General features: G+C 74.0%; 12 protein-coding genes. 2 read left to right on the top strand and 10 right to left on the bottom strand.

All coding sequences use genetic code 11. The features are described from left to right. Position 1 precedes the first annotated feature (1 nt). The 3 genes from AC0GKK_RS22005 to AC0GKK_RS21995 form a co-directional block, all read right to left on the bottom strand. Positions 2-1,558 (bottom strand): serine/threonine-protein kinase, encoded by a 1,557-nt coding sequence (locus AC0GKK_RS22005; protein ID WP_346107967.1) that lies wholly within the window; start codon positions 1,556-1,558, stop codon positions 2-4. Positions 1,559-1,697: 139 nt separating this feature from the next. Next, the gene (locus tag AC0GKK_RS22000; protein WP_489882433.1) at positions 1,698-3,134 is read right to left on the bottom strand and encodes a transglycosylase family protein; all 1,437 of its coding nucleotides are present in this window, start codon (positions 3,132-3,134) and stop codon (positions 1,698-1,700) included. 157 nt (positions 3,135-3,291) lie between these two features. Further along, a complete protein-coding gene (locus tag AC0GKK_RS21995; protein WP_073575559.1) occupies positions 3,292-3,918 on the bottom strand; it encodes a mycothiol-dependent nitroreductase Rv2466c family protein in 627 nt (208 codons plus the stop codon). 104 nt (positions 3,919-4,022) lie between these two features. Between AC0GKK_RS21995 and pepN the strand changes: the two genes are divergently transcribed. Next, positions 4,023-6,629: an aminopeptidase N gene (pepN, locus tag AC0GKK_RS21990; protein WP_357440794.1), complete on the top strand. Its 2,607-nt coding sequence runs from the start codon at positions 4,023-4,025 to the stop codon at positions 6,627-6,629. A 64-nt stretch (positions 6,630-6,693) separates the two neighbouring features. Here pepN and AC0GKK_RS21985 read toward each other — a convergent pair whose 3' ends face one another. From AC0GKK_RS21985 to AC0GKK_RS21955, 7 genes are all read right to left on the bottom strand, one after another. After that, positions 6,694-7,068 (bottom strand): hypothetical protein, encoded by a 375-nt coding sequence (locus AC0GKK_RS21985; RefSeq protein WP_489882432.1) that lies wholly within the window; start codon positions 7,066-7,068, stop codon positions 6,694-6,696. Positions 7,069-7,186: 118 nt separating this feature from the next. After that, positions 7,187-8,743, bottom strand: coding sequence for a sensor histidine kinase (locus AC0GKK_RS21980; protein WP_489882431.1), 1,557 nt, complete (start codon positions 8,741-8,743; stop codon positions 7,187-7,189). A gap of 99 nt (positions 8,744-8,842) precedes the next feature. Continuing rightward, positions 8,843-9,514: a response regulator transcription factor gene (locus AC0GKK_RS21975; RefSeq protein ID WP_405415678.1), complete on the bottom strand. Its 672-nt coding sequence runs from the start codon at positions 9,512-9,514 to the stop codon at positions 8,843-8,845. Positions 9,515-9,667: 153 nt separating this feature from the next. Next, complete coding sequence (locus AC0GKK_RS21970) at positions 9,668-10,147, bottom strand: DUF5130 family protein (RefSeq protein WP_208819790.1); 480 nt, start codon at positions 10,145-10,147, stop codon at positions 9,668-9,670. Then, complete coding sequence (ctaJ, locus tag AC0GKK_RS21965) at positions 10,134-10,388, bottom strand: aa3-type cytochrome oxidase subunit CtaJ (RefSeq protein ID WP_062397046.1); 255 nt, start codon at positions 10,386-10,388, stop codon at positions 10,134-10,136. The genes AC0GKK_RS21970 and ctaJ overlap by 14 nt, the downstream gene beginning before the upstream one ends. 11 nt (positions 10,389-10,399) lie before the next feature. Further along, positions 10,400-11,830, bottom strand: a complete 1,431-nt coding sequence (locus tag AC0GKK_RS21960) for a DUF2252 domain-containing protein (protein WP_251783882.1) — start codon at positions 11,828-11,830, stop codon at positions 10,400-10,402. Between the two features lie 51 nt (positions 11,831-11,881). Then, positions 11,882-13,231: a UDP-glucose dehydrogenase family protein gene (locus tag AC0GKK_RS21955; protein WP_208622966.1), complete on the bottom strand. Its 1,350-nt coding sequence runs from the start codon at positions 13,229-13,231 to the stop codon at positions 11,882-11,884. Positions 13,232-13,332: 101 nt separating this feature from the next. On the opposite strand from AC0GKK_RS21955, the gene AC0GKK_RS21950 reads away from it, so the two are divergent. After that, entirely contained in the window at positions 13,333-14,001 is a 669-nt protein-coding gene (locus tag AC0GKK_RS21950) for a GPP34 family phosphoprotein (protein ID WP_489882430.1), read from the top strand.

Below are 14,001 nucleotides of genomic sequence, written 5' to 3'. Positions count from 1 at the left end.
GTCAGGCCGTGCTGAACGACTGCAGGATCTCCTGGCCCTCGCTGTCGGTGCCGACGACGAACCGGTAGTTCTCCCGGGTCGTCGTGCCGTCGTTGCGCATGAACACGACGGTCGCGGTGACCGTGTTCGGGCCGGCGTTGCGCAGGTTCTCGGCGTAGACGTTCCGCACGGTGCTGTAGAAGGTCCGGAAACCCTGGATGCCCTGGCTCTGGGCCTGCGCCTGCGGGCTGAGCATCGCGAACGCGCCGTCGATGTCGCCGGGCAGCATCCGGTAGTAGTTCTGCACGAACGACACCGGATCCTGGACCTCGCCGGTCGCGGTGGTCGGTGTCGGCGTCGGGGTGGTCGTCGGCGCGGGCGTGGTCGTCGGGGCCGCGCTCGGCGTCGGCGACCCGCTCGTCGGCGGGGCAGCGATCACCGGCGGGGCGTCCTGCTGCCGGCTGGTCGAGTAGACGCCGAACGCGACACCGCCACCGACGACGAGCAGCACGGCCACCGCGCCCAGCACGACCGGGGTGCGACGACCCCGCCCGTCCCGGGAGCGGGTGGCACCGCCCCGTCGGCCGCCACGGCCGCCGGGACCGGGGATGACCTGCGGTGCGGGCACGGCCGGCGCGTCGACCACGGTCCCGCCGCCCTGCGCCTCGAGCCCGTCGGGCGCGCCCGCGCCGTCGCCGGTGTCCATCACCGCGGTCGCCGTCGACGGCGTCGCGAGACCGGCGACGGACTGGCCCGCGGCGATCCGGGCGAGCGCCTCGCGGGCCTGGGCGGAGCTGGGCCGCTCGGCGGGGTCGTTGGCGAGCAGGCGCATCAGCAGCGCGGTCAGCGGGCCCGCCTCCTGCGGCGGGGTGATCGCGCCGGTGGCGACCTTGTGCAGCAGGGCGTAGGCGTTGTCGTCGAGGCCGAACGGCGGCTCGCCCTCGACCGAGGCGTAGAGCATCGCGCCGAGCGCGAAGACGTCCGAGGCGGCCGTCGGCTCCTGGCCGCGGGCGACCTCCGGGGCCAGGAAGGCCGGAGTGCCGGCGATGACGCCGGTACGGGTGAGCTGCACGTCGTCGACGGCGCGGGACACGCCGAAGTCGGTGATCTTGGCCCGGCCGTCCTCGGCGATCAGGACGTTGCCCGGCTTGATGTCCCGGTGCACGACGCCCGCGGTGTGCGCGGCGGCCAGCCCGTCGGCGACCTGACGGCCGATCGCGGCGGCCTCCCGCGGCGGGATCGGCCCCTTCTCGGCGAGCACCGCGGCCAGCGAGCGCGACGGCAGGTACTCCATGACCAGCCACGGACGGTCGTCGTGGACGACGACGTCGAACATGCTGATCACGTGCGCGTGCTGCAGGCGGGCGCCGATCCGGCCCTCGCGCAGGATCCGCTGGCGGGACTCCTCCAGCTGCTCGTCGGACGGCAGGGCCGCCGCGAGCAGTTCCTTGACGGCCACCGTGCGGTTCAGCAGCTCGTCCGTCCCCCGCCACACGGCACCCATCGCACCGGCACCGATCCGCTCGTCGAGCCGGTAGCGGTTCCCGATCCGGTGGGCGTCGGGGATGGGCGAACTCATGAGGTCCAAGGGTAGGGAATCGAGGCCGGGCCGCCGTCGGCAGGGCAGGTGCTGCGAACGACCGGGAGAGGGACCACGGACCCTACGCGACCACCGGTCGCGCAGCCAGCGACCGTACGCCACACCACAGGACCATCGATCACCTCGGAAGGCCCAACTTGTTGGCACATGCCGGCCACGATCCGTAACCGCCGCGGGCGTCGCGGACCTTGGTCGCGATCTCGATCTGCTGCTCCTTCGTGGCGCCGTCGGCGGTGGGGGCGTACGTCGTGCCGCCGAAGTCGCTCCAGGTGCCCTTGTCGAACTGGAGACCACCGTGGTAGCCGTTCCCGGTCGAGATGGACCAGTCGCCGGAGGACTCGCACTGCGCCAGCTCGTCCCAGGTGCCGTCGGCCGCCTTCGCCGACGACGACGGCGCCGGCTCCTTCTTCGCCTCCGGCTTCGGGGCGGGCGCCGCGGGGGCCGGGGCGTCGGCGTCGCCCCCGCCGCTCCCGTTCCCGCGGTCCTCGTCCGGCTCGTCCCCGCGGTCCTTGTCGCCCTCGTCGCCCTTGTCGCCCTTGTCGCCGCGGCCCTCGTCGCTGCCGGACCCGCCGCTGCCGCCCTCGGCGGAGTCGTCGCCATCGGACGATCCACCGTTCCCGCCGGACGGGGCGCCGTCGCCGCCGGACCCGCGGAAGTCGCGGTCCTCCGGCTCCGATCCCGAGGCCGGGCCGTCACCTGCGCTGCCGCCGGAGGGGTGGCCGGAACCGCCGGAGCCCGACGGGGAGCCGCTGCGGGAGCCGTCGTCGCCCCCGCCACCGGTGCCGCCGTCCCCGCCGGTCGGACCGTCGCCGTCCGAGGCGTCGCCGTCCGCGCCGCTGTCCGGCCCGGCGCTGTCCGGGGCGTCGTCGGCTCCGCTGCCCGTGCCGTCCCGGCCACCACCGCCCGCCGTGTCACCCGCGCCCCGGCCGTCGCCGGAACCCTCGCCGTCGCCGGACCCGCCGGAGGGGCCCGCCGGGCCCGGTCCCCCGGCCGAGCCGTCCGAACCGGAACCCTCCGCCGCGGAGCCCCGGCCGGACCCCGCCCGTGCCACCGCGGACCGCACCCGCTCCCCCACCGCCCGTGCGACGGCGTCCGCGTCGGGCGCGCCGTACCCGGCGGCGACGTCGTCGACGACCAGGACCCAGTCGCGGCTGCCGCCCGGGCCCTGCGGGGCCGGGAACCGGGCGATCCCCGAGCTCGCGAGCTGGGCCAGCTCCAGCGTCGTCCCGGTCGCGGGCTGCACCCACCACGGGCGCGCGGTGTCGCCGGAGAGCAGGTCGAGGTCGAGGACCACGTCGCTGCCCGCCGGGGTGTGGCCGAGCACGTAGGACCCGTCCTCCGCCCCGGCGATGTCGACCCGGCTGTCCACCGCCGCGGCCCGCACGGTGAACGCGCCGTCGGAGTACGGGCTCAGCGCCGTCCGGGGCACCGCGTCGGCGAGCGCGCCCCGGTCCAGCACGGCGCCGACCGAGAGCTGCCCGCCCACGAGCGTCCCGGCGACCAGCGCCACCGCTCCGAGCACCGACGTCGTCCGCCGCGAGAACCAGGTGTCCACGGCCGGGCACTGTGCGCCCCCGCGGCGCCCGCCACGGCCGAACGGACGATCCCGTTCGCGATCGCGAGCGGCGCCGCCGGGTGACCGTCACGGGCGAGGGGCCGGTGCCCCATCCGGCACCGGCCCCCTCGATCGCGGCGATCACGCCGTCACCGGCTCAGTAGTCGAAGGACGGGTCCTCGGTGCGGGTGCGCTTGAGCTCGAAGAAGTGCGGGTTCTCGGCCAGCAGCCGGGCGCCGTCGAACAGGCGGCCGGCGTCCTCGCCCTTCGGGACCCGGGAGATGACCGGCCCGAAGAACGCCACGCCGTCGACGTGGATGGTCGGGGTGCCCACGTCGAGGCCCACCGGGTCCATGCCCTCGTGGTGGCTGGCGCGCAGCTTCTCGTCGTACTCGGTGGAGTGCGCGGCCTCGGCCAGCGACTCCGGCAGGCCGAGCTCCTTCAGCGCGCCCGCGATGACGTCGTCGAAGTCCTTGTTGCCCTGGTTGTGGATGCGCTCGCCGAGCGCGGTGTAGAGCGGCGCCAGGATCTCCGGGCCCTTCAGCTCGGCGGCGGCGATGCACACGCGCACCGGGCCCCAGCCCTTCGACATGAGCTCGACATACTGCTCGGGCAGCTCACGGCCCTCGTTCAGCACGGACAGGCTCATGACGTGCCAGGTGACGTCGACGTCGCGCACCTTCTCCACCTCGAGCACCCAGCGGGAGGTCAGCCACGCCCAGGGGCACAGCGGGTCGAACCAGATGTCGATGCGGGCACGGCCGTCGGCAGCAGGAGTCGTCATACCCGGCGCAACGCCGGGCACCGGCCGCGGATTCCACGGGCCGCGCCCCGGGCACCGTGATTGGATGCCGACGACACCACTCCCCCGAGAGGACCCCGAACGACGTGACCCCGCCCAACCTCACCCGTGCCCAGGCCGAGGAGCGCGCGGCGCTGCTCGACGTCTCCACCTACGACGTCACGATCGACCTGACCGACGGCGCCGGAGCCCCCTCCGAGCGGACGTTCGCGGTGACGACCACGGTGCGCTTCACCGCCGCCGAGCCCGGCGGGAGCACGTGGATCGAGTGGGTGGGCGACGGCATCACCTCGGCGACGCTGAACGGCACCGAGCTCGATGCCGCCGTGTGGACCGAGGAGGACGGCCTCGCGCTGCCCGGTCTCGCCGCGGAGAACGAGCTGACGATCGTCGCGACCGGGCTCTACACCAACACCGGTGAGGGCCTGCACCGCTTCGTCGACCCCGTCGACCAGGCCGTCTACCTGTACTCGCAGTTCGAGACGGCCGACTGCAAGCGGCTGTTCCCCTGCTTCGACCAGCCCGACCTCAAGGCCCGCTACACCCTCACCGTGACCGCGCCGGAGGACTGGAAGGTCATCTCCAACGCCCCGGCGACGGTCGAGGGCGGCGTGCACCGCTTCGAGCGGACCGAGATCCTCTCGACCTACCTGGTCGCGCTGATCGCCGGGCCGTACGCGAGCTGGCACGACACCTACCGCGACGAGCACGCCGAGATCCCGCTGGGAATCTTCTGCCGCGCCTCGCTGGCCCCGCACATGGACCACGAGCGGATCTTCACCGAGACCCGGCAGGGCTTCGACTTCTACCACCGCAACTTCGGCGTGACCTACCCGTTCGGCAAGTACGACCAGCTGTTCGTGCCCGAGTTCAACGCGGGCGCGATGGAGAACGCCGGCGCGATCACGTTCCTGGAGGACTACGTCTTCCGGTCGCGGGTGACCCGCACGCTCTACGAGCGGCGCGCCGAGACGATCCTGCACGAGATGGCGCACATGTGGTTCGGCGACCTCGTGACCATGCGCTGGTGGGACGACCTGTGGCTCAACGAGTCGTTCGCGACCTGGGCGTCGGTGCTGTGCCAGGCCGAGGCGACCGAGTACACGGGCGCCTGGACGACGTTCGCGAACCTCGAGAAGTCCTGGGCCTACCGGCAGGACCAGCTGCCCTCGACGCACCCGATCGCCGCGGACATCCCGGACCTGCAGGCCGTCGAGGTCAACTTCGACGGCATCACCTACGCCAAGGGCGCGTCGGTCCTCAAGCAGCTCGTCGCCTACGTCGGGCTGGAGCCGTTCCTGGCCGGGCTGCGCGACTACTTCGCCGCGCACGCCTGGGGCAACGCCACCTTCGACGACCTGCTGGGCTCGCTGGAGAAGGCGTCCGGCCGGGACCTGTCGGACTGGGGGGCGCAGTGGCTGCGCACCACCGGTCTGAACCTGCTGCGCCCGTCGTTCCAGGTCGACGAGGCCGGGACGTTCACCTCCTTCGACGTCGTGCAGGGCGGTGCCCGGCCGGGTGCCGGTGAGCTGCGCACGCACCGGATCGCCGTCGGCGTCTACGACGACGACCCGGAGACCGGCAAGCTCGTCCGCACCCACCGCGTCGAGCTCGACATCTCCGGCGAGCGCACGGCCGTCCCGGAGCTGGTCGGGCTGTCCCGCGGCAAGCTCGTCCTGGTCAACGACGACGACCTCACCTACTGCGCGCTGCGCCTGGACCCGGGCTCGCTCGCGACCCTGGTGGACCGGATCGGCGACATCGCCGAGTCGCTGCCGCGCACGCTGTGCTGGTCCTCGGCGTGGGAGATGACCCGTGAGGCCGAGCTGAAGGCCCGTGACTTCGTCACGCTGGTCGCCGGCGGGTTCGACACCGAGTCCGAGATCGGCGTCGCGGCGCGGCTGCTGCTGCAGGCCCAGACCGCGACGGCGTCGTACTGCACCCCGGAGTGGGCGCAGGGCCGCGGCTGGCCGCTGCTGACCGACGCGCTGCGGTTCCGCCTGGACACCGCCCCACCCGGGTCGGACGTCCAGCTGGCCGTGGTCAACGCGCTGACCGCCTCGGTGCTGCCGGAGAACACCCTGGACCGGATGAAGGGCTGGCTGCTCGACGTCGACGTGCCGAAGGGGCTGACCGTCGACGCCGACCTGCGCTGGCGGCTGCTGCACGCGCTCGTCGCGCACGGGAAGGCCGGCGAGACCGAGATCGCCGAGGAGGCCGAGCGTGACGCCACCTCCACCGGGGCGCGGCAGGCCGAGCGGGCCCGCGCGCTGATCCCGACCGCGGAGGCCAAGGAGCGGGCGTGGCAGCGCGCCGTGCACGACGACTCCCTGCCGAACGCGATCAACGAGTCGGCGATCTCCGGGTTCTCCCACCCCGCACTGTCGACGGTGAGCCCCGGGCTGCTCGACGGCTACGTCCAGCGCTACTTCGACGAGATCGACGGCGTGTGGGCGCGCCGGACCTCGGAGCTGGCGCAGAACGTCGTCGTCGGGCTGTTCCCGTCCTGGGCGGTCGCGGAGCCGACCGTCGCGGCGGCGGACGCCTGGCTCGCCGACCAGTCCAAGCCGGCGTCGCTGCGCCGGCTCGTGTCCGAGGGGCGCGCCGGGATCGTGCGCGCGCTGGCCGCCCGTGAGTTCGACGGCCAGGCCACCCCTGACCCGGAGCGGACCACCGCGGTCGAGCAGCCCTGACCCACGCACGACGGCGCCCCGGGAGTCGTGCTCCCGGGGCGCCGTTCGTGTGTCGGAGGTGTGGTCAGCGGCGGCGCAGCCACCGCCGCAGCGGGTTCGTCGAGGCCGGTTCGTCGGCCGGGCGGTAGCCCGCGCAGACACGCGGTCCGCAGCTGCCGCAGTCGGTGCCCGGGCGGTAGTGGTCGTGCAGGTCCTCCGGGTGACCGCAGGTGCACAGTCCCACCTGCGGGACGACGGGCGCGGGCGGGCCGGCCGGGGTCTTCGGCTCGGACGGTGTGCGCGGCCGGGGCAGCGCCGGGACGGGCTCCAGGCCCGTCGGCGGTGTCAGTACCGCGGCCGTGGGGGTGGCGGGGGTCCTGCGGTCGGTGCCGTCGTTCTCGTACGCCATGGTGACCTCCTTCGTGCCGGCGAACGGCAGCGCGGACGACCATCGCGTCATCGCACCGTGCCGTTGCGTCACCCAGTATGAGATCGCGTGCGGCGCGTGGGAATGGCTCGCGGCGACGAAAAGACCTTCCGTGGACGGAACGGCTGGTCGTGGACACGCCGCCACCCGATCAGCGGGCCACCGGAAGTGTGAGTACGGCAAGACAGCCGCGGGGCGCATCCACCGTACGGAGCACCAGGGTGCCGCCGTGCTCCCGAGCGAGCTGGGCGCTGATGTGCAGCCCGAGCCCGGAGCCGCCGGCGGCCTCGTCGTGCCGCCCGCGGACGATCTCGAGCTGCTCCTGCCCGTCGGGCAGGCCGGGGCCGTGGTCGCGGACCTCGACCGCGACCAGGCCCGGTTCGTCGGCGAGGCGGGCCCGCACCACCACCGGGGTCCGGGGCGCGTGCCGGTCGCAGTTGGCCAGCAGGTTCGTCACGACCTGGCGGGTGAGCGACTCGGGCGCGGCGACCGGGGGCAGGTCGTCCTGGATGTCGAGGGTGATGCAGCGGCCGTCGCGCAGGTCCACCAGGGTGCGCAGGGCCTCCCCGACGTCGTGCTCGGCGGTGTCCCCGCCCGGCGACGGGACGACCGGGGCGTAGGCCGGGCCGTAGTCGAGCAGGGCGGCGTCGCGTTCGTCGACCATCGGGTCGGTCACCGTGTCCTCGACGGTGATCGGCGTCTGCAGCATCTGGCGGAGCCGGTTCAGCTCGGCCAGCACCGCCTCCCGCATCCGGGCGACCTGGGGGTCGTCGCCGGGGCGGGTCGTCAGCAGCTGCGCGGCCCCGGCCAGGCCCGCCAGGCCGTTGCGCAGCTCGTGGTCGCGCTCGGCGGTCTGGCCGGTGGCCCGTTCGAGCAGCGCCGACGCCTCGCCGAGGGTGTCCTGGAGCTGGTCGTAGTCGTCCTGCATCCGGGTCACCGCCCGCAGTGCCATGGTCAGCAGCGCGGTGAGCACCACGGCCATCCCGAGCACCCGCAGCGACGGGTAGACCAGGCCGGCCGTCGGCTCCCGGCCGGGCACGATCGCCCGGTACAGCTGGGACACCGCGACGATCAGCAGGCCGAGCCCCATCCGGGCCCGGATCCGGCTCGGGCGCCGGTAGCCGTCGAGCAGGAACAGCACCGCGACCAGCGCCCAGCCGCTCTGCACCACGATCGAGTAGAGGGGCGAGGTCGCCAGCATCCGGGTGAACGGGCTCTCCGCCTGCGAGGCGATGACCCCGCCGATGACGAGGGCGAGCGCGGCCAGCGCCCAGCCGCCCCAGGCCCCGAGCGCCCGTGGCGGCCGCAGTGCCGCGACCAGGATGCACAGGCTGATCACGAACATGGTCAGCACCGCCAGCCGCGGGGTGCCCGCCGGGTACTGCGGCAGGACCAGCGCGGACAGCGGGAGGAGCACGACGCCGTAGAGCAGGAGGGCCGCCCCGAACCACGACGGACGGGGGTCCCCGGACAGCCGCCCCGTCACCAGCGCGACGATCGCCGCCGCCGAGCCGACCGCGGCGGCGACGAGGGTGAGCACCGCCGTCGCGTCGGAGAGGTCGACCCGGCCGTCGACGACCGCGGGGCGGCTCACGGCGACCACGAGGACGGCCAGGACCGCGACGACCAGCATGTCGGTCAGATGTCCCACCAGGAACCGGGCCCGCCGCTGCGGGCCCAGGAGCACGCCGAGGAAACCGGACGCCACGTCCCCTCCGCTCCGAGATGTCGCCGGACTGATGAGAAAGCGATAATAGGACTCGTCATTCTCGGTGACGTTCGGTGGGCCGTGTTGTGGGCCGAACGGTCAGATACCCGCGGCCTTGCGGTAGAGGGCGACGGCCTCCAGCTGGGAACCGACCTCCAGCTTGGTCAGCACCGCGCGGATCTGCGTCCGGACCGTCGCCAGGGAGACGACGAAGTGGTCGGCCACCGACTGTGCACGCTTGCCGCCCGCCAGCAGGGCGAGGACCTCGCGCTCGCGCTGGGTCAGCCTGCCCAGCTTCTCGTGCAGGTCGCGACGCTCGTGCTCCCGGTCGCGGTGCAGCCGGATCAACTGCTCGCGGCGGCCCGGCGGCATGATCGAGCGCCCCGCGTGGGCCTCACGGATGGCGCTGAGCAGCGCCGGGAACGGCGCGTTCTTGGGGACGAACACGAACCCACCCGCGTCCAGGGCGGCGCCGACCCGGCCGGCGTCGGAGCTGCCGGACAGCACCACCACCCGCCAGCCCGCCTCGCAGAGCGGGCCGACGAGCCGCACCCCGTCGATGCGGTTGCCCTCCGGGTCACGCCCCAGGTCGAGGTCGAGCACGATCAGCCCGGGTGTGACGCGCCGGGCGTGCTCCAGCACCGCCGCGGCGGAGCGGACCGGCTGGAAGGTCGCGTCCTCGCCCTCGGCGCGCAGGTTGAGGGCGAGGGCGGACCCGACCAGCTCGTGGTCGTCGACGATCAGGATCGGGCTGCCGGTGGGCCCGGTCACAGCTCCGTCCTCCCGCTGCACACCATGGGGGACACCTTAGAGCCGTTGGGCCGACCGTGGTGGCCCGCGAGTGGCGGACACGCGGGCGCCGTGGTGTCCACGGACGCGCCCGGGTGTCCGCCGGTGGTGTCCACCGGGTGGGGAAACCCCAGCTCAGGGTCGGCTGCCGGCCTGGTCCGCCAGCATCCTCAGTCCGGACAGGATTCCGCCGAACAGATCCCCCTCCTTGAAGGAGGCGACCATGCTCATGAGAGCGAGCTTGGCGCCGCGGTCCGGGAGCCGGACCTTCGCGTCGGCGCCGGTCACGATCTCCAGCAGCCGCTGCTCGGGGCTCACGGCGACGAGCACCGCGTCCTCGTGGTCGTCGACGCGTCCGTGCAGGTCGACCGCGGTGGCCCGCGCGTCGGCACCCAGGTCGCCCAGGTACAGCGCGAACCGCAGGCCGGTCTCGCGGCTGGCCAGGTACAGGGCCTCGTCCAGACGGGTCAGCTGCACCGGGGTGAACGGGTGCGCGGCCGCGGACGGCTCGACGAAGTTCTCGGCCACCGACAGGCGACCGGAGTTCGTGACGACCGACCCCTCGGGCAGGTCCTCCTCGTTGCCGGTGAAGACGGCGAGGTCACCACTTGCCACCGGTACCTCCTCGGGTGTCGCCGCCCTCGGACGGGGCGGTGTCGCCGTGTCCGGCGTGCGCGGCGTGGTGCCCCGCGGCGGACGGCTCGGCGATCCAGAACAGCGGCTCGTACGGCCAGGGGTCACCCGCGTTGTAGCGGGGGCGGTTGCTCCGGTTCCGCACCGCGATCCAGCCCCAGATCGCGAAGTACAGGACAGCCGGCGCGACCACGAAGACCAGCAGGGTTTCGACGACGGTCACGGGGCCAGAACCTAGCCGATCGCCGTGCCCGGCACCTGCTCAGGTGTCCGATCCGACAGCCGCCCGGACCGCACCGCGCGGACCAGCGCGTCATGATCGGCTTCGGTCTGGTCGGCGTAGGCCCTGGCGAACGTCGCGAGCGCCGCGGCAACCTTCCCGCCCTTCCCCAGGTAGCCGGCGATCATCGACGCCCCCGAGGTGCGGGCGTGCCCCTTGGCGAGCAGTCTGCCGCAGACGTCGGCGTAGTCGGCCAGCGCGGGGGCGTCGAGGGTGTCCGGGACGATCGCGCCCTTCATGTCACGGAACTGGCGGACGTAGTACTGGCGGCCGTTGATCGTCGTCCAGCCCAGGAGCGGGTCGGAGACGGTCTGCAGGGCCTGCTGGTACTCCACGACCCGCTGGCCCTGGTGGGCGTGCCAGGCCTCGCCGCCGTGCACGAACGGCGCGACGACCGACCGGCGCGCCTGCTTGAGCTGCAGGAACAGCACGTCGTCGGGGCTGGAGCCCTCGCAGAGCACGAGGTAGGCGCGCAGCCCGACCGAGCCGACCCCGACGACCTTGTGGGCGACGTCGACGGCGTGGTACCCGCCGAGGATCCGGCTCCAGTGCGGCGGCAGCGTCGCGAGGTACTCGTCGAGGGCGGCCAGGATGCGCGCGGTGTGCTCGTCGTCGGGGTGGGTGATCAGCGGCGGCTCGGTGACGATCCGCCGCGCCCCGCCCTCCTCGGTCACGAACCGGGGCAGCGCGCGGTCGCTGGTGCGCCGGCGCGCCCGTTCGGCGGCCTTGTCGATGACCCGGCGCGAGGTCTTGTGGTCGGCGTCCGAGCGCAGGGTGTCGATGTCCATGATGTCGAACGAGCGGGCGAGCAGCGGCTCGTCGGCGAGGTGGCGCAGGTGCTCGGCGTAGGAGGTCACACAGCGGGCTACGGCCTCGCCGCACTGCTCCTCGGTCGCGCCGGAGTCCCGGCCGGCCACCCAGGTGGAGGACACCAGGCGTCGCAGGTCCCACTCCCAGGCGCCGGGGTGGGCCTCGTCGAAGTCGTTGAGGTCGAAGACCAGGTCACGCTCGGGCGAGGCGTAGAAGCCGAAGTTGCCCAAGTGGGCGTCGCCGCAGATGACGGGGTGCACGCCGGTCTCGGGCAGCACCGCGAAGTCCGCGGCGTGCAGGGCGGCGGCGCCGCGCAGGAACGCGTGCGGGGATGCGGTCATCCGCTGGATCCGCAGCGGGACGAGCTCGTGCACACGCCCGGCGTTCTGTGCCTCGACGACGTCGACCGGGTCGGCCCGGCGCAGCTGCGCGGACCACTCGGCGAGCCCGGACCGGGGCGCGACCTTCCGCAGCCCCTTGCCGATGCGGTAGCGCTCGGCGCGGGGCGTGGAGGCGCGCTGCAGCGAGCCGAACGCCGCGCGGTCCGATCCGGCGAGGACGGGGTGCGAGGTCACGCCTGCGTTCTACCGCACAGCGGGCCCCGGAGCCCGCGCGGCGGGCCGGCCTCAGACGTTGCGCCTGCCCAGCGCGCGGTAGGTCCAGCCCGCGGACTCCCACGCCTCGCGGTCCAGGGCGTTGCGGCCGTCGAGCACCCGGCGGGTCTTCACGACCTTCCCGAACGAGCCCGGGTCGAGCTCGCGGTACTGCTTCCACTCGGTCAGCAGCAGGACGGCGTCGGCGCCCTCGGCGGCCTCCTCCGGGGTGTCGACGCAGTCCAGCTGCGACCAGTGCCGCCGCACGTTGGGCAGCGCCTGCGGGTCGGTCACCCGGACGTTCGCGCCCTGCAGCTGCAGCTGCGCGGCCACGTTCAGCGCCGGGGAGTCGCGGATGTCGTCGGAGTCGGGCTTGAACGCCGCGCCCAGCACCGCGATCCGCTTGCCGAGCAGGGAGTCGTCGCACACCTGGCGGGCGAGCTCCACCATCCGGATCCGGCGCCGCATGTTGATGTTGTCGACCTCGCGCAGGAAGGTCAGCGCCTGATCGGCGCCCAGCTCGCCGGCGCGAGCCATGAACGCCCGGATGTCCTTGGGCAGGCAGCCGCCGCCGAAGCCGAGCCCGGCGTTGAGGAACTTGCGGCCGATCCGGTCGTCGTGGCCGATCGCGTCGGCGAGCTGCTTCACGTCGGCGCCGGTGGCCTCGCACAGCTCGGCCATCGCGTTGATGAAGGAGATCTTGGTGGCGAGGAAGGAGTTCGCGGCGGTCTTGACCATCTCCGCGGTGGCGTAGTCGGTGACGACCTTCGGCGTGCCGTCGGCGACGATCCGCGCGTAGACGGTGTCCAGGACCTTCTCCGCGTCCACCGCGGTGTCCGCGCCGGACAGCGACGGGACGCCGTAGACGAGCCGGTCCGGGTGCAGGGTGTCCTGCACCGCGTAGCCCTCGCGCAGGAACTCGGGGTTCCACGCCAGCGCGGCACCCGGCACGCGGGCGGCGACCTGCTCGGCCAGCCGGGCGGCCGTGCCCACCGGCACCGTGGACTTGCCGACGACCAGCTCGCCGGGCCCCAGCACCTCGATCAGCGACGCCGTCGCCGCCTCGACGTAGGTCAGGTCCGCGGCGTACTCGCCGCGCCGCTGCGGGGTGCCGACGCACACGAAGTGCACCGCGGCGCCCCGGGCGTCGGCCATGTCCGAGGAGAACGACAGCCGCCCCGAGTCCAGCGACCGGCGCAGCAGCTCCTCGAAGCCCGGCTCGAAGAACGGGACCCGGCCCGCGGCCAGCGACTCCGCCTTCGCGACGTCGACCTCGATACCGACGACCTCGTGGCCCAGCTCCGCCATCGAGGCCGCGTGCACGGCTCCGAGGTAGCCGCACCCGATGACCGACAGCTTCAGCGGGGTGGTGTTCTCCGACATGGCCGGAGGTTAGCTGCCGCCCCGGACGGGCCGTCGCAGACGTCGGGCAGTGTGCGTCCCGGTGACGCCGAGGTGTCGCGCCGGCACTAACGTCCTCGGCCGTGCGGACCCTGCTGCTGGCCGAGGAACTGCTCCTGCTGGGGCTCGACCGCTCGACCGGCCGGATCGGTGACCGGTTCGACGGGCGGGTCCTGCCCGTCGCGCTGGTGCGCGACCTGGTCGACGCCGGTGCACTGCACCTCGACGGCGGGGACGGCCCCGACGGCGGCGACACCGTGACGCCGTCGGGCCGGGAGCCCGACCACCCCGCGCTGGCCGCGGCGCTGGCCGCCGTGACCCGGGACGGGACCGACACCGGCTCGCACGCCGTCGCCGCCACCGCGGCACACCTCGCGCGGACCCCCGCGGGCTCGGCGGGCGGCGCCGTGGGGCAGCTGGTCGCCGACGGGGTCCTCGCCGCGCAGGAGTACCGCCGGTTCGGGCTGTTCCGCCGGGTGCTGCTCACCGAGCAGGACCCGGAGCCGGCCCGGGCGCTGCGCACCCGGCTGGCGTCGCTGCTGGTCACCGAGACGGCGCCGGGCGGGCACGACGGCCTGCTGCTCGCGCTGCTGGGGCTCACCGACCTCGCCGGTGACGTGCTGCCGCCGGAGATCGACGCGGAGACGCGCGGGATCGCGCAGCACCGCGCGGCCCTCCTCGCCGAGGGAGCGGCCCGGGACCCGTTCGTGCGGGCCTACTTCGCGGTGCGCTCGGGCTGGGCGGGGAACTGA

The sequence above is a fragment of the Pseudonocardia sp. P-1 genome (assembly GCF_058111925.1).
Note: the sequence above shows the minus strand (reverse complement) of the source record. Positions and strands in the feature narration are given on the sequence as shown.

Bases quoted from the DNA above. Each gene is read 5' to 3' on its own strand.
- AC0GKK_RS22005 (WP_346107967.1), bottom strand. From the start codon at position 1,558: ATGAGTTCGCCCATCCCCGACGCCCACCGGATCGGGAACCGCTACCGG.
- AC0GKK_RS21995 (WP_073575559.1), bottom strand. From the start codon at position 3,918: ATGACGACTCCTGCTGCCGACGGCCGTGCCCGCATCGACATCTGGTTC.
- AC0GKK_RS21985 (WP_489882432.1), bottom strand. From the start codon at position 7,068: ATGACGCGATGGTCGTCCGCGCTGCCGTTCGCCGGCACGAAGGAGGTC.
- AC0GKK_RS21955 (WP_208622966.1), bottom strand. From the start codon at position 13,231: ATGTCGGAGAACACCACCCCGCTGAAGCTGTCGGTCATCGGGTGCGGC.